At 53.4% G+C, this 16,099-nt stretch carries 15 protein-coding genes; 5 read left to right on the top strand and 10 right to left on the bottom strand.

Annotation, left to right across the window (positions count from 1 at the left end; all coding sequences use genetic code 11):
- Positions 1 to 8 precede the first annotated feature (8 nt).
- Both K365_RS0109150 and K365_RS0109145 read left to right on the top strand, forming a co-directional pair.
- Positions 9 to 581, top strand: a complete 573-nt coding sequence (locus tag K365_RS0109150; protein ID WP_024334344.1) for a hypothetical protein — start codon at positions 9 to 11, stop codon at positions 579 to 581.
- A complete protein-coding gene (locus K365_RS0109145; RefSeq protein ID WP_024334343.1) occupies positions 578 to 2,032 on the top strand; it encodes a DUF294 nucleotidyltransferase-like domain-containing protein in 1,455 nt (484 codons plus the stop codon). Before K365_RS0109150 ends, K365_RS0109145 begins: the two co-directional genes overlap by 4 nt.
- Before the next feature lie 69 nt (positions 2,033 to 2,101).
- Here K365_RS0109145 and K365_RS0109140 read toward each other — a convergent pair whose 3' ends face one another.
- From K365_RS0109140 to K365_RS0109115, 6 genes are all read right to left on the bottom strand, one after another.
- Positions 2,102 to 2,473 carry a hypothetical protein gene (locus tag K365_RS0109140; protein ID WP_024334342.1) on the bottom strand — a complete coding sequence of 124 codons (372 nt, stop codon included), beginning with the start codon at positions 2,471 to 2,473 and terminating at the stop codon, positions 2,102 to 2,104.
- 10 nt (positions 2,474 to 2,483) lie between these two features.
- Positions 2,484 to 3,143 carry a lysophospholipid acyltransferase family protein gene (locus tag K365_RS0109135; RefSeq protein ID WP_024334341.1) on the bottom strand — a complete coding sequence of 220 codons (660 nt, stop codon included), beginning with the start codon at positions 3,141 to 3,143 and terminating at the stop codon, positions 2,484 to 2,486.
- A 67-nt stretch (positions 3,144 to 3,210) separates the two neighbouring features.
- Entirely contained in the window at positions 3,211 to 5,043 is a 1,833-nt protein-coding gene (locus K365_RS0109130; protein ID WP_024334340.1) for a UbiD family decarboxylase, read from the bottom strand.
- Positions 5,040 to 5,498: a pyridoxamine 5'-phosphate oxidase family protein gene (locus K365_RS0109125; RefSeq protein ID WP_024334339.1), complete on the bottom strand. Its 459-nt coding sequence runs from the start codon at positions 5,496 to 5,498 to the stop codon at positions 5,040 to 5,042. The genes K365_RS0109130 and K365_RS0109125 overlap by 4 nt, the downstream gene beginning before the upstream one ends.
- Entirely contained in the window at positions 5,488 to 6,840 is a 1,353-nt protein-coding gene (locus K365_RS0109120) for a M48 family metalloprotease (protein ID WP_006965403.1), read from the bottom strand. The genes K365_RS0109125 and K365_RS0109120 overlap by 11 nt, the downstream gene beginning before the upstream one ends.
- 37 nt (positions 6,841 to 6,877) lie before the next feature.
- On the bottom strand, positions 6,878 to 7,156 hold the full coding sequence (locus K365_RS0109115; RefSeq protein ID WP_006965402.1) for a hypothetical protein: 279 nt from the start codon (positions 7,154 to 7,156) through the stop codon (positions 6,878 to 6,880).
- A gap of 129 nt (positions 7,157 to 7,285) precedes the next feature.
- Between K365_RS0109115 and murJ the strand changes: the two genes are divergently transcribed.
- Both murJ and K365_RS0109100 read left to right on the top strand, forming a co-directional pair.
- Positions 7,286 to 8,884: a murein biosynthesis integral membrane protein MurJ gene (gene murJ, locus K365_RS0109105; RefSeq protein ID WP_024334336.1), complete on the top strand. Its 1,599-nt coding sequence runs from the start codon at positions 7,286 to 7,288 to the stop codon at positions 8,882 to 8,884.
- Positions 8,857 to 9,642, top strand: coding sequence for an SIR2 family NAD-dependent protein deacylase (locus K365_RS0109100; protein ID WP_006965400.1), 786 nt, complete (start codon positions 8,857 to 8,859; stop codon positions 9,640 to 9,642). Before murJ ends, K365_RS0109100 begins: the two co-directional genes overlap by 28 nt.
- A gap of 38 nt (positions 9,643 to 9,680) precedes the next feature.
- Here K365_RS0109100 and K365_RS0109095 read toward each other — a convergent pair whose 3' ends face one another.
- Together K365_RS0109095 and rocF are read right to left on the bottom strand one after the other, a co-directional pair.
- Positions 9,681 to 12,692 (bottom strand): DEAD/DEAH box helicase, encoded by a 3,012-nt coding sequence (locus K365_RS0109095; RefSeq protein ID WP_024334335.1) that lies wholly within the window; start codon positions 12,690 to 12,692, stop codon positions 9,681 to 9,683.
- Positions 12,689 to 13,588: an arginase gene (gene rocF, locus K365_RS0109090; RefSeq protein WP_024334334.1), complete on the bottom strand. Its 900-nt coding sequence runs from the start codon at positions 13,586 to 13,588 to the stop codon at positions 12,689 to 12,691. Before rocF ends, K365_RS0109095 begins: the two co-directional genes overlap by 4 nt.
- Positions 13,589 to 13,755: 167 nt before the next feature.
- Here rocF and K365_RS0109085 point away from each other — a divergent pair, with 167 nt between their 5' ends.
- Positions 13,756 to 14,205 carry a pyridoxamine 5'-phosphate oxidase family protein gene (locus tag K365_RS0109085; protein ID WP_024334333.1) on the top strand — a complete coding sequence of 150 codons (450 nt, stop codon included), beginning with the start codon at positions 13,756 to 13,758 and terminating at the stop codon, positions 14,203 to 14,205.
- Between the two features lie 192 nt (positions 14,206 to 14,397).
- On the opposite strand, the gene K365_RS0109080 is transcribed toward K365_RS0109085, so the two are convergent.
- Both K365_RS0109080 and K365_RS0109075 read right to left on the bottom strand, forming a co-directional pair.
- Positions 14,398 to 15,057 (bottom strand): metallophosphoesterase family protein, encoded by a 660-nt coding sequence (locus K365_RS0109080; RefSeq protein WP_006965396.1) that lies wholly within the window; start codon positions 15,055 to 15,057, stop codon positions 14,398 to 14,400.
- 70 nt (positions 15,058 to 15,127) lie between these two features.
- Positions 15,128 to 16,087 (bottom strand): LysR family transcriptional regulator, encoded by a 960-nt coding sequence (locus K365_RS0109075; RefSeq protein ID WP_006965395.1) that lies wholly within the window; start codon positions 16,085 to 16,087, stop codon positions 15,128 to 15,130.
- Between the last annotated feature and the right edge of the window lie 12 nt (positions 16,088 to 16,099).

Genomic DNA, 16,099 nt, shown 5'->3' with positions numbered 1-16,099 from the left:
CTTCGTTTATGAAAAAACCATGGCTTATCTTTGCCGGCCTGTGTGCCGTTGTCTTTGCCATTGTGATGAGCTGCGTGATTTTCGGCAGTTATACCAGCATGCTGCGGTCCAAAAACCGGGTCCATGCGGCCAAAGACCAGATGATCACGGCCTTTGAAAACCAGCTGGACCAGATCCCTGCCCTGTTGTCCCAGGCCCCGGGGACGGATGCTGCACCGGCCCGCTCCCGGATCCATGACACCATGGAACAGATCCGGACCCTGCTGATCCGGTTACAAACGCCTGATACCCCTCTGGACCCTGACCTGGTGCCGGTGTTTGAACAGGCCCAGTCCCGCCTGGCAAAAGATCTGGATGACCTGGCCCGGGGCTCCGGCACATCCCATCCCCGGGTTCAGGAATTAAGGGCCCTGTATCTGGAAACCATCTATGCGGCCCGGCTGTACAACCGGGAAGTTGCCTACTTTGACAGCCGGGAAAAAGTGTTTCCCGGCATGTTCACCGCCAAATGGTTTCATCTGGATGATCTGCATTTCCCCTTGATCGATATCACCTGTTTTGACCCCTGGGGATTGAAATGAAAGAAGACCCCTCCCTGTCGGCATTTTTCAACCAGCCCGTGTCCGCCATTTTCCGGGCCAACATCGCCACCTGCCCCTTGGACACGCCGGTGAATCAGGCGGCTCAGAAAATGAGCCGGTCCAATGCCTCTGCCATCCTGGTCAAGGATGATTCCCGGCAGATTGCCGGCATTGTCACGGATGCGGATCTGCGGACAAAGGTATTGGCAGAAAATCTGACATCTGATACCCCGGTGTCCAAAATCATGTCATCGCCCGTGATCACGATTTCATCCGATTGTCTGGTGTTTGAGGCGTTTCTGGCCATGATCGGCAAAGACAAGCGGCATCTGGCCGTGCGCGGAGAATCCGGGGCCGTCTCCGGTATCTTGACGGAAAAAGATTTGATCGCAGCCCAGACAAAAGACTCGTATCTGCTGCTTAAAACCATTACCGCAGCCAAAACCATGGACGAGCTGAAGAACTTTCACGCCCGAATGTGCCGCATGCTGCTGGATCCCATCGACAACGGAATAAAACCGGAAGTGATCACCCGGCTGATCACCACGTTTTCCGATGCCATCTTAAAAAAAATCATGGCCTTTACCCTGGAAGAGGTCGGACCCGCACCCTGCAGGTTCGTGTTTCTGACCATGGGATCCGAAGGCCGGGAGGAGCAGACCCTGGTGTCGGACCAGGACAACGCCATTGTGTATGCGGATCCTGCATCAGACACGGAGTCAGCGGCGGCTGCCGCCTATTTCAGCCGTCTGGCCGATCGGGTGTGCGACCGGCTGGACATGGCGGGATACCGGTTCTGTGAGGGAAACAACATGGCCAAAAACCCGAAGTGGTGCCAGCCCTTGTCTGTCTGGAAAAAATATTTTCACACCTGGATCCGCAAGGCCAAGCCGGAAGATCTGTTGTACTCCAGCATTTTTTTTGATTTCAAAGGCACATATGGGGACCTGACTTTATCTTCTCAGCTCAAGGATCATCTGTTTGAATCCATCCGGGGCTGGTCCGGTTTTCTAAGGAACATGACGGAAAACGCCCTGTATTTCCGGCCGCCCATCGGGTTGTTCGGCAAACTGAAAAAAGCCACGGACGGCCGGCACAAAAACGCATTTGATATCAAATATGCCATGCTGCCCATCACAGACGTCACCCGGGTGTATGCCCTGAAAAACAACATATACCAGACCCATACCCTGAAACGGCTGTTCCGGCTTTACACCCGACATGCCATCACGGCCAAAGAATACCACAACCTGGTCCAGTGTTATGATTTTTTAATGAAACTGCGGTTCCGCCGCCAGATCACCAACATCATGGACGAGGGAACGCCTCCGGACAATTTCATCAACCCGGACAATCTGTCTTCCCTGGACCGGCATATGCTCAAAGAAATTTTCAAAACCATTGAAAATTTTCAGCAGAAATTGAACATGGAGTTCACCGGGGTGGTATAATCTCAACGCAACACGGGCGGGGCCGTCTATAATCTGAAGACGATCTTCTGAATGCTGTCATCTTAATTGCTAGAGCCGGAATGTTTTTTGACACAGATCACAGGAACCGGTTGCCGGAATTTCCCGGCAGTGAACACATTTTTCCGACAGATACCGGTCTTTGCCCTGTTTTTTCTTACAATTGGGGCATGTCCAGTCTTTTTTCACAGGAAGCACCCGGGCACAATAGGGGCATTTGATGGGAAATTTTCTGAACACCAGAAACATCAGCCCGGAAATAATGAAAAACGGACCCAGAAGCTTGAACTGAACGCTGTCTGCAAACCGGCTGAAATCCGAGGCGCTGGACAGAATGACAAACAAAAGAAACGCAATGGATGTCACCGCCAGAAACTTGAATCTGAAATGAAAAAACACGGACGGCAAAGGATCTTTTTCCATATCATTATTCCTATGTTTGAAATTGATACAACCGGGGCAAAAACCGGGCTTCCAGATCATGACGCTGCTGCTCGAACCCATCCGGTCCCAGGGTGGGTTCGAGCACGATTTCGGGTTCAAAAACAATGCGCACCCGGGAAAAAGGTTTGGGCACCATGAACCGGTCCCAGGAATTGAAAAACCAGGCACGGTCTGCGGTCACATAAAAAGGCACCAGCCGGGCACCGGTGGCATGGGCCATGCGAATGATGCCGGGCTTGATTTTTCCGGCAGGTCCTCTGGGACCGTCCAGGATATGGGCGCCGAACTGATGGGTGTTTATATGGGCGATCATGGCCTCCATGGCGGATTTCCCCCCCCGGGACGACGAGCCTCTGGGCGTGTGCCATCCCACCCGGTTGGCCACCCCGGAAATCAGATCCCCGTCCCGGCTTTGGGAAATCATCAGGCCCGGATGATATTTAGCATAGGTTTCAAAATAGGCGATGGCGGCAAAAAACTGCTGATGCCAGGTACACAGCAGCACAGGGGTTCCTTGATGCAGCAGGGTTTTCCAGACGGCCTCGTTTTCCACTGTGAGCCGAAACGTGCGGCTGTACCATTTGACCAGATAATAGGCAAACCAGATGAATGCCCGGGTATAAATCAGAAACTTCAACCGTTTGAACATGAACGCCCACCTCCCCGGGGCCAAAATTGTGTGTAACAGGATATTGCCTTTTCACAGGAATGCTTCATCACAGAATCTTGAACAGCGGACCGCCTTTACAGGCCATCCGGTCCACCCGCAAAGCCACTTCCGGGTCCGGCTCCAGCAAGGCCGCATGAAAAGGTTTGATGCGGGCGTCAATGACCAGCGGGGCCTGGCACCCCCAGTGCTTATGCAGGGTTCTTTCCTTTATGCCGTAAATGTCATGGGACGGGTTGGACCGCAGAAACGTCACCCACAAAAAATTATCAAACGTGTCTGCGCAAAACCGGGCATCATCCACCACCACCACTAAAGCCAGGCCGGATGCGTCTCCCAGGGTTTCCAGATATTTTTTCACCGGACTGATCTGCTGTCTGGCCCTGGGATAGGAAGTGAACGCCAGCCCCTGGATAACGGCAATTCCCGGGGCTGCCATCACAGCATGGGAAAATCCGTCCGGCAATGAAAACTGAACCGGCAGGGTCGGGCCGAGACGTCGCTTAACAGGTCCGGCCGCGGCCATCACCAGCTTGGATCCCTGGTTGATCTGCTGTCCCGAATAATCCAGGGTATCCATGGTGGTGCAAGTGACAAAATGCAGGTCTCTGGAAAAATCCACCCGTTCCAGCACATGCATCAGAAACTGTTTTTCATCGTTCACATCCAGGCCGGGATCATCTTCATGGGCGCAGATGAAAAGGTATTTGGCCAAAGACAGCTGGCCTTTGCCTAAAATGGCATGGGCATGGGTGAGCAGTTCTCTTGGCATGGGCGCGTCATAGGGCAGGTATCGTTCCCTGGCTTTGGCTAAAAGCAACGGATGCACACCGGCCGCATCCACGGCATTGACCGCGGTCACACCGGGCAGGGCTTTGGCCACGGCATTCCGGGTAATTTCATGGATGAGCCGGCCGAAATGACTGTCCTCTCTGGGGGGACGTCCCACCACGGTAAACGGAAAAATCGCGCCTGGCCGGTGCCACACCGATGCCACCCGGATACAGGGAAATTCGTGAACATTGGAATAATACCCCAGATGATCGCCGAACGGGCCTTCCGGCCGGGTCTGATGGGGCATCACCCATCCGGTGATACAGAAATCCGCATCTGTGGACAGTACAAACCCGTTGTGCCGAAAATATCTGAAATTGCGCCCGGCCAGAGCCCCGGCAAAGGCAATCTCGGGCATCCCTTCCGGCAGAGGCATGACCGCTGCCAGGGCATGGGCCGGGGGCCCGCCGATAAAAATGCTCACTTTCAACGGCCTGTTTTTTTCCAGTGCTTTCTGATGATGAACCCCAATGCCCCGGTGCAGCTGATAGTGCAGGCCTATTTCTTCATTGGGCGGATAATCGTTGCCGGACAACTGAATCCGGTACATGCCCAGATTGGATTTCAGCACGGAGTCCGAATCCGGGTCCAGAGAAAACACCTGGGGCAGCAGCAAAAATGCCCCGCCGTCCCCCGGCCAGCAAGTGATCTGGGGCAGCTGGTCGATCCGGGTCATCTGGGTCAGTGTCCGGTTTTTTTGAACCGGCAAAGGCAAAGACCGGGCCAGGGCCATACCGGCCTTGAATCCCCGGCCCAAAGATCTGACCGCCTGCATGGGGTCAGACGTCATATCCACCAGGGCCTTGACCTGTTCCAGCTGGGGTTCAAAAATTTTCAGGGTCCGCTGCCAGGTGCCGTACAGGTTGGAAAGGGCCGGAAACGGCGACCCGTTGACATTTTCAAACAAAAGGGCTGGTCCGCCTGCGTCAAACACCCGCCGGGTGATCTCTGCCATGTCCAGATGCGGGTCCACGGGTTCACGGATGCGGATCAGCTCCTTTTCCTGAGCCAGAAAAGATACACATTGATTCAAGTTATTGAATTTCATAAAGTAATCATCTCCCGGTTTCCGAATCCTTTGCGGTTATCCATGTGATACACCTGATCCGGTAAAAACGCATACAAACGGGCATGGAATGCATTTTGAAAAAACGTCAGAAAATCCGCGCCGGGCACGGGGATCCCAAACCGCCGGGCATATGCCCCGGCTGCGGATGTTGTCCGGATGCCGGGTTTCTGGGAGTGAATGACCCCGCTCATCTGAATTCCCTCCAGATGATCCACACGTTCATGAACGCGAAAAATCGAAGCCGCACACGGCCGGCCGTCACCTTCCAATATATGCCGGGAAGCGGGACTGGAAAAAAAATAAAATCGTTTTTCTCTGTAAAGATAATAAACCGGTGCGGACCAGGGGCCGGTTTCCCCACTCGTTGCCAGGGTCATGGTCCAGACCGCGTCAATCAGTTCCTGAAACCGGTTTTTTGGCTGACTACTGGGCATATCCCCATTCTTTCAGCCGCTTGAACGCATACTGGGAATATTGATTGGACTGATAATTGATCATTTTCAGGTATGCAGCATAATCATTGGCTGCGGCCTGCCGCTGTCCCAGTTTGTCCCGGGAATATCCCTTGTAAAAGGTCAGCTGGGGATTGCCCGGCAGCAACTGGTCGCACCGGGTAAAATTGTCCAGGGCCCGGTCGAACTGCTTTGTCCCCACATGGGCCAGGCCGGCCACATAATGTCCCTGGGGTTCTGTGGGATATAGGTTCATGGCCGCTTTTGCATAGGATACGGCCTCGGCATTTTTCTTCTGAATCAGCTGGCATTTGGCCATGAGCACATGGGCCGCATAATCATCATTCGCCCGTTTCAGGGCTGATGAAAAAGCGGTTTGGGCGGCATCATATTTTTCCCGGGCCAGGTATTTTTCTCCTTCCTGCATCAATTCAATGGCTTTTTTCTGCTGCCGCAGTGCCACGGTCTGATCCATGTACCGTTCCCGGTATACGGGTGCAGCTTGCGAGCTGGAATAAGGTCCCTGATCCCGCTGCACCGATGCAGCCAGGCGTTCATCACTCATGGGATGGGTGGAAAAAAGCATCTGGGCGGAAGAAGGCTGCTGTTTGTTCAAGGTGTTGAGCATTTCCATCAATCCCACAAATCCTTGGGATCCATACCCGGCCCGGACCATGTATTCATGTCCCAGATAATCGGCTTCCCGCTCATTGTCCCGGCTGTATTTGGCCAGATACAGCCCCTGGCCCAACGCCCCCAGCTGCTGGGTCAGATTCCCCAGTCCCTTGGCCTGGGAATCCGCCAGCATCGCCAGGCCGCTCACGAACAGGGAAGACAGCTGACTTTTGGATACCTGTTCCGCTGTGTGCCGGGCATTGACATGGCCCAGTTCATGTCCCAGCAGGGATGCCAGTTCGGCTTCATTTTCCAGGCTCAGCAGAATTCCGCGGGTCACGGCAATGGACCCGCCGGGAAATGCATATGCATTGATATACGTGGCATTCACACATTGAAAATTGTATGGCATATCCGGCCGGTGGGTATAGGGCACCAGATTTTTGCCCACCTGGTTGATATACTGGTTCAACGCGCGGTCTTGAACAATGCCGTAATCCGATGAAAACTGAAACGGTGACTGCTGCCGGTCAATGGCGACCTCCTGGTCCGCTGTCAGCATCATCAGCTGGGATTTGCCGGTCACCGGGTCTATGGCACACCCCCAGACCGGAAGCAGACCGGCTGCGGTCAAGACGGCGGACAGTCTCAGAAACTGCCGCCGGGTCAGCGATGCATCCTTCTGGTGCTGAAAAATCGTGTCATCCATTTCATTTCCCCCATTCATTCAATGGGCCCGAATCAATTCATGACCGGACCTTTACAAACATGCCGATTAAGAAAAACAGGGTTCCCACGCCTAAGAGCACCCCGAATAACGGCAGCTCAACCACAAAAAAATACAAAAAATTCTGAACGGCTCCCCACGGGACGGCATACACCACTGAATCGGTATAATCGCCCAACATCCGGGAAAGGGTCAGGTCCACCCAGAAATTATCCACCTGCATAAAGTATGAAATGCCGCTGAAAAGCCAAACAAAAAATGCCCCCATCAGGCACCATATTCCCATTCGGGTCCACATAATCGATTTTTCCTGTGTATTATCATAAAATTAATCAATTCAGTATATTCGCCCCTCTTTGTTCCGTCAAGGTTTAGAGACAACAAACGGCCCTTTTCTTTGCCTTTCGGGTGTGGTACATCTTCGCCCATGAAGACTGCGGCCCCTTCCATATTCAAAAAGATCGGTGTGGCATCGTTTATCATGATGGCGTCCGTGTTTGCCAGCCGGGTCATCGGGTTGGTGCGGGAAATGGCCATTGCCTGGGCCGGCGGCGCAGACGCCGGGGTGGATGCCTACCAGATCGCTTTTGCCCTGCCGGAAATTCTCAATCATGTGGTGGCCAGCGGGTTTCTGTCCATCACTTTTATCCCGGTGTTTGCCCGGTATATCACCCGGGGAGACGAGAAACAGGGGTTTGAGGTGTTTTCCCTGGTGTTCAACGGGTTCGGCCTGATCCTGGTCACAGGCATTGCCACAGGGATAATCTGGACCCCGTTTTTTGTCCATCTGCTGGCACCGGGTATCACGGACCCGGCCACTTTTGCTCTGGCCGTGCGCATGACCCGCATCATCCTGCCGGCCCAGTTTTTCTTTTTTGCAGGCGGCCTGTTCATGGCCGTGCAGTTCACAAAAGAAAAATTTTTCATCCCGGCGTTAGCCCCGTTGATCTATAATTTAGGCATCATCTGCGGCGGGGTGTTTTTGTACCCGCATATCGGTATGGAAGGATTTGCCTGGGGGGTTTTAGGGGGTGCGTTTGCCGGCAATTTTCTTTTACAGATGGCCGGTGCCGCCAGACAGGGATTGCAGTTCCGGTTTTACATCAATTTTTTTCATCCGGATTTCATCCATTATGTGAAAATCACCCTGCCTTTTATGGTGGGGCTGACCGTCACTTTTTCCACGGAAATTCTGATGAAACTGTTTGGATCTTTTCTGCCCACCGGCCACATTGCCGCCATGAACTATGCCCTGCGCATCATGTTCATTCTGGTGGGATTTTTCGGCCAGGCCATCGGCATGGCATCCTACCCCTTTATGGCCGGTATTGCAGCCGCCGGAGACATGGACCGCCTCAACCACATCATCAACCAGACATTGAAATTCATTTTTCTGGTGATCCCGTTTTCCGTGCTCTTTATTGTCCTGCGGTACGAAATCGTGATGATCCTGTTTCAGCGGGGCGCGTTTGATGCCCATGCCACCCACCTCACCGCAAACATCCTGCCGTTTTTCATGGCCGGGGCCTTTGCCTTTTCCGCCCAGACCTTTGTGGCAAGAGGGTTCTACGCCCTGGAAAACACCTTGTATCCTGCGGTGGTATCCACCTTGTGCATGCTGGCCGGTTTACCGGTAATTTATGGATGCATGAAAGTGTTCGGCGTCACCGGTGTGGCATCGGGACTGTCTTTGACGGTGATTGTGTCCTCATTTGCCCTGTATGGGTCCTGGAATCGAAAAACCCGGAATCCCGGCGATAATGGCGTATACCTGTTTCTGGTCAAACTGAGCCTGGCCAGTCTGGTCATGGGAGGGATTCTTTCGGGTATCCACCAGATGCTGACCCGCCTGATGCCGCCCACCGCATTTGTCCCGGCAATGATAATCTGCATTGTCACCGGACTGGTGTTCCTAATGTTGATGCCGGTGGCGGCCAGGCTGCTGCGCATCCCTGAAATCATGACTTTTTATGAAAAAACAGCAAGGAGACTGCTTTCATGGCAAAAGAAACCACCCCGGTCCTGACCCCGGAGATCCAGGCCCACACCCGGACCATTGCCGAAAAAATCACAGCCGCCCGCAGTGTGATCGTATTCACCGGGGCCGGGATGTCCACGGAAAGCGGCATCCCGGACTACCGGAGCCAGGGCGGGCTGTGGGACAAGTTCACCCCGGTATACTTTGATGCGTTCATGTCCAGCGAAACAGCAAGGATTCAATACTGGGAAATGCGCATGGATATGGAAAAAGGATTGAAGAACGCCCGGCCCAACCCGGGTCACATGAGTATTGCACAGCTTTACGAAACCGGACACCTCACCGCAGTGATCACTCAGAACATTGACGGGCTTCACCAGGCTTCAGGCATCCCGGATGAAAAAATCATCGAACTGCACGGCAACACCCGGCGGGTTCGGTGCATGTCCTGCCGCACCCTGATCTCCTGGGATGCGGCACAACAAATGATCCTGGCCGGCGACAAAGCGCCCCGGTGCGATTGCGGGGGATATCTCAAGCCGGACACCATCTCCTTTGGCCAGGCCATGCCGGAAAAAGAAACCCGGCGGGCGGCTGAGCTGTCCTTGAAAAGTGATGTATTCATCGTGGTGGGCTCCACCCTTCTGGTCCAGCCCGCAGCCCTTATGCCCGGTTATGCCCTGGATGCCGGGGCGTTTCTGGCCATCATCAACCTGTCCCCCACCCCCTATGATGACCGGTGCCAGGTGCTGATCCGGGAAAAAGCCGGCCCGGTCCTGGCCGATATCGCGGCCCGGGTGAGGTGATCTGCTCGGCAAACGCCTTCCATCTGCGATTATTGACCCTACCAGGACACCGGGACCCTTACCTGGTGTCCTGCCTTGTTTGTGAATATCAGAAACCGGTTGTCCCGGCCGAACCGGTACAGGTCCCGGGTCACCCGCACATCCTGGGTGCAGTACTCAATGATTTTGTCCATCTTCCCCTGCTGCCACCATTGCAGGGCCATGAGCCCGTCCGCGCTTTTTTTTGCCCCCAGGGTATTCTGGGCCAGATGATCCAGAGACAGGCGGTAGCCTAAGATCTCATGGACCTTCATCAACATATCCAGGGTGGGAAGGCGGTAAAAATCAAAATCACTCAACCCGGCCAGAACCTTATAGTCAAACCGGATCAGATTGAACCCCACCACCCGGTCCAGTAAGGAAAGATGCTCGCACAGGGCCGGCACCTGATCCTGGGAATAATCATGGAACCGTCCGGAATGCGAATCATAGAGCACAGCACAGCTGACCCCCATGTTTTCCGCCTTGTTCCAGCCCCCCACTTCGGCGGCGGACCGCCTTGTTTCGATGTCCAGAACCCCATAGCGCAGGGTTGCGTTTTTTTGCAACGAAATCTCTTGAACCCGGGTGTGGATTCCGGCACCAGGAAAATCTTCTGCCCCGGCAGTCAGGATCACCGGATGTTCATTTCGTTCAACTGCAGCCACCGGCAAATCCGGTAACTGAAATTTTGCCGGACCGGCCGACCCGGAAATGATACATTCAAGAATCTGCCGGGCTGCATGCTTGTCAATGGGCCGGTTCCCGGACCCGCACTTGGGAGAATGCACACAGGCCGGACATCCGGTGGTGCAGGGGCAGGACGTGATGGTCTCCAGGGTGGCGTGCAGAAACCGGTCTGCGTGTTCAAACGCCCGGCGGCACAGCCCTAAGCCCCCGGGCACGGCATCGTACACAAACACGGCCGCGGTCTGCACCTGGTCATGGAATGGAATAGAGATGCCGCCCAGATCATTCCGGTCGGTCATCACCAAAAGCGGCATGATGCCGATGGCGGCATGTTCCATGGCATGAATCCCGCCCATGAAATGCATGCGGTCCGATTCAAGACGGTCCCGGATCTCATCCGGGATCTGGATCCACAGCCCCCGGGTGTCAAAGGTCAACGGCGGCAGATCCAGGGGCACCATGCCGATGGACCGGCCCGTGGCCACCAGTTTGCGGTCATACCCGGTCACCTGCTCGGTGATGCGCAGCCGGCCGAACCCCACCCGGGTGGCTTTCACAATTTTGCTGTCCAGAATCTCAATGATCTGCGTGGCTTTGGAAGACCGTGCCCTTGTGTAGTAGTTCACCTCTTTGGGGATCACCTCCACGCTGCCTTTTTCATGGTCGAACCGGGTCACCACATAGGATTTGCCCTGGTGCAGGTACACGGCCCCCTCATGGGTGTCGAAAAATGCCCGGTACCGGTCGATCTCTCCCAGACTCCGGCGGGTATTTTCCAGAAAGATGGGAATGGTTCGGCCCGTGCCCCGCAGGTTCACTTCCCGGTGGGGACTTTTTTGGGCCGCATACCAGATGTCGTTGTTCACACTGCGCAGCAGCTTGCCGGAGGCTTCCAGTTTTTGAAGGGCCGCCTGGACAGGGCCGGCTGCTGCCGTTTTTCGATTGGTTTTCTGCCGGTCGAAAGTTGGCTGATCCGATGCGCCCGGATCCGGCATCAGCATGGGTTCCCCTTTTTTCAGGGCCAGATCGGCGGCCGCGCACACCAGGTGGGCCTTGCAGATCACGGGATTGTCCGGGTTGATGAGTGCAGTTTCCGGAGGCATGTCAAAGAACACGTCCGGATGGTTCATGAAATACTGGTCCAGGGCATCCTCATGGGCGATGAGCACCAAAGCGGATTGGCTGCCGTCCCGCCCTACCCGGCCGGCCCGCTGCCAGGTGGACATGATGGTGCCCGGATACCCCACCAGGATGCACAGATCCAGGTTCCCGATATCGATGCCCAGCTCCAGGGCCGATGTGGACACCACGCACAACAGATCGCCTGTGGCCAGCCGGGTTTCAATCTCCCGCCGTTCTTCGGGCAGGAACCCGGCCCGGTAGGCACTGATTTTGTCCCTCATTTTTTTGGCCCGCTGGGATGCCCAGATGGCGATCAGTTCGGTTATTTTTCTGGACTGGGTATATACAATGGTGCGCAGATTCCGGTGCAGGGCCGCATGGATCAGGGCGATGGCGGTTTGGGCTGCCCCGTCCATGCCCCGCATGAGCACCACCTCTTTTTTCCCGGCCGGAGCCCCGGCCCGGTCCACCACCCCCACATCCAGACCCGTAAGCCGGCGGCACAAATCGCCCGGGTTGGCAATGGTGGCCGAGCAGAACACAAACACCGGCGTTGCCCCATAATACCGGCAGATGCGCACCAGGCGCCGGAACACCCAGGCCATGTGGGACCCCATCACCCCCCGGTACGTGTGCACTTCATCCACTACCACAAAGGCCAGGCGCCGGAAATACGCCTCCCACAGATGATGGTGGGGCAGCATGGCCAGGTGCAGCATCTCCGGATTGGACAACAGCACCTGGGGCGGATCCCGCCGGATTTTGGCCTTGTGATGGGAAGTTACATCCCCGTCATACACGGCCGCTTTCAGCACCGGCAGATCCGGTTCAAGGCTTCTGGCCCGCACCAGCAGGTCCTGCACCGTGCCCAGCTGATCCCGGGCCAGGGCTTTTAACGGAAACAGATACAGGGCCGTGGCAGACGGATCCGTCAAGAGCCGGTCCACCACAGGCAGATTGTACACCAGGCTTTTGCCCGAGGCCGTGGGCGTGGCAATCACGGTGTGGGAACCCGACAAAATCCGGTCCATGGCAGTCTGCTGATGGGAATACAGCCGGGAGATGCCCAGGTCTTCCAGCAGTAAGGACAAATCATGGGAAAACCCGGGCAAAGATCCGGCATATCGGGCCGGCACCGGATCCAGGGTCCGGTGGCACACAATGTCGCCGGCAAATCCTTTGTAGGCTTTCAAAGATTGAATATACTCGGACAGGCTCACAAAATGCTTTTTCCCAAAGCGGACAGGGTCAGCTCCACGGCCAGTTTCGCCGTCTTGTTGGCCACATCCAGGATCGGGTTGATCTCCACCAGGTCCATGGACCCCACCTTTTTGGAATCCGCCAGGATCTCCATGAGCAGATGGGCCTCCCGGTAGGTGATGCCGCCGGGCACGGGAGTCCCCACTCCCGGGGCTTCCACCGGATCCAGGGCATCCATGTCCACGGTCAGATGAATGCGTTTCATGTGGGCAAATTTCATCACAGCTTTGTTGGCCACCGTGGAAATTCCCTGCTCGTCAATGTCCCGCATGGTGAACACCGTGACTCCGGAGGTTTTCAGCCGCTTTTTCTCGACCGGGTCAATATCCCTCAGCCCGATCATGACCACGTTTTCCGGCAGCACCTTGGGCCCTGGCCGTCCCACATTCACCAGATCCGGATGACCTTCTCCCATGAGAATGGCCAGGGGCATGCCGTGGATATTGCCGGACGGCGAGGTGTCCGGGGTGTTGAAATCCCCGTGGGCATCCAGCCAGATCAGGCCGATGGCCTCACCATCGGCTCCGGCCGCGGCCACCGTGCCCACGGCAATGGAATGATCCCCGCCCACAAACAGCGGGAAATCTTTCTCTTCCATCACCCGGCGCCCCAGGGTGTACACTGCGTTGCAGATCCGGGAAATCTCTTCCACATAGGTGTTTCCCGCCAACGGTCCGGGCACGGCTTCATCCCGGATGGGAATAGGCACATCCCCCCGGTCCCGCACAGTGTGGCCCAGTTCCCGCAACCGGGTAATCAGGCCGGTGTACCGCACAGCCGCTGGCCCCATATCCACCCCGCGCAGGTCCTGGCCGAAATCCATGGGCACGCCGATCAGGCTGATCTGTCTGGACATGCTTCCTCCTTATATCCTAAAAATAACATCAGGTTCCCGTTGACAGCTCCTATAGCATGACGTAAGAATCAAGTTCAACCGGATTGTAACATCTTTTTAAAAATACAGGAACCCGCACGCAACCTTTGATTGGCCCGTATCCTGACATATTCCTTTCGGAGGCAGTTATGGACAACCAGACCCTGTTCGCCACCATTCAGGACCTGATCAATTCTCAGCAGCTGGCCGTGCTGTGCACCCAGAAGGACGGCCACCCCTATGCCAGCCTGGTAGCAGTGGCCGCCACCCCAAAACTGGACCGGATCATTTTTCTGACTCCCAAGACTACACGCAAATATGACAACCTCACGGCCTGCCCCAATGCCGCGTTTCTGATCAACAACAGTGAAAACCGGGCCGAAGATATCTACCAGGCGACTGCAGTCACTGCCACCGGGACGGTGATCGATGTGCCCGATGCTGAACAACAGGCCCTGACAGACATCTACCTGGCCCGGCACCCCCACCTGGCTTCCTTTGCCGCAGCCGACACCACGGCCCTGGTGTGCGTAAAGATCTCCCGGTATATCCTGGTCAACCGATTCCAGAACGTATTTGAACTTGCGGTGACACCGTGACCCTCAGTGATGGAATATTAACCCACCATTTTTACAGGATAATATAATAAATTCTTATGCATTTCATAAATATACCTAAAATGACTCCTTAGCTTTAAAAATATCCAATTACCGATATTGTTTTTCTAAAGATGGAATCATGGAAAACGAGATCTGCCCTGATTCAGGCATCTGCAAAAAACATACAAAAAATCAAGTACTTACCATTCTAACCATGATCTGTTTGTTTTCCGTGTCATAGACGACATATTTTGATGCTTCAAAATCGTCTCTTGAAAATCCGATGCTGCCTACATTAACAAGATATTTCTGATTATTCCCTACTGGGATGATGCAATTTTCGTTTATTCTTCCACGATATACTATTTTGTCTTTATAAGTAATCAACTTGAGTTTGTGAGTATGGCCAGTGAAAAAAACCCGCGTGGCTGAATTATTAAAAATAGACTTCAAATAGTAATCTGTCACATCATAAATATAAGTGGTCATCTTGTCCGGTGGCGTACCGTGGACAAAATGGCAGTTTTCCAATTGCAGATATACCGGTGTTTTTTCAAGGTACTGGATGGATTTTTCGGAAATGGCCGCAATATTTTCCAGCAGAGGCTGTTTTATTTTTTTTGGAAACAGTTCAAGGTAATCAGGGTCAAACATGGCCAATTCGTGGTTACCCCTGACAGAAATCACCTGTTTTGACATCAACAACTGAACGGTTTCTTCAGGTTGACTCCCATATCCGATAATGTCCCCAAGACAAACATACTGATCAATTTGATATTTTTCCATATCGTCGAAAACCGTCATCATTTTTTTATAACAGCTATGGACATCTGAAAAAACCGCAATTTTCATAATTTCGCCTTATTTAAAATAATTTTTAATTATCATGTTAAGGCGGATCCCGGACAAGTAAACCACAAGCTTAATCTTTAACAAATTTTCCTGCTAAAATTTTTGCCATAATAGACCCGATTTTATTTTGTGAGAATTCTTCAGTAAAGGTGCGTTTAATGACTTCATAAAAAGCAGAGGCTGCAGGCGAAAGCGGGTTGTTTTTTGAGAAACCAAGGCTGACGTCCAGAAACAATCTGTTGTCCTTTAGGCGGTGCATGACGATTTTTTTTTCATACACTTTTTGTTCAATTGACGGTTTTACAAGAAAAGAAATTCCTTCTCCTTTTTCGACCAGATTGATGATGAATTCCGTATTGTTGGATTCCATAAACACAATGGGAACCATATCGTTGTTTCTGTATAAATCTACAATTTTTTTTCGCGTACCGGATCCGGTTCCTTTCAGAATAATCGGCTCATTTTTAATGTCATTGAATGTGACTTCTTTTTTTTTGGAAAGTGGATGATCAACGGCCATGATCAAAACGATTTCCTCCTGGCTGAAAGGGATAAACTGAATTCGAGAATCTTTGATATCCATTTGCGCCACAACAATGATTTCGTTTTCAAAATCCCTCAAACTGTTGATCATGGCCATGGAACTGCCTTCTTCAAGGATGATTCTAATGTTGGGATAAGTTCTGTGAAATGCTGAAATGATAGATGGCATAATATGCTTGGCATAGGCCTTGGTACAGCCGATCGCCAGAAGGCCCTGGTTCATTTCCTTCATCTGAGCCAGCATTTCTTCGATTTCATTTTCCAGAGCGAAAATTTTTTCAGCTTTTTCAAACAGAAGTTTACCGATATGTGACAGGAACAGGGCTCTTCCTTTTCGATTGAATAATTTTATCCCATAAAAATTTTCAAATAATTTGATTTGAGCTGTTACGGCCGGCTGGGTAATAAAAAGCTTCTGTGCGGCAACCGTATAGCTGTCATGTTTTGCGACATAATAAAATGCCCGCAACTGGTTTAAATTGACCATAAGACAATTTCC

The organism is Desulfotignum balticum DSM 7044, assembly GCF_000421285.1.
GTDB classification, from domain to species: domain Bacteria; phylum Desulfobacterota; class Desulfobacteria; order Desulfobacterales; family Desulfobacteraceae; genus Desulfotignum; species Desulfotignum balticum.
This window is presented reverse-complemented; position numbering and strand designations above follow the sequence as displayed.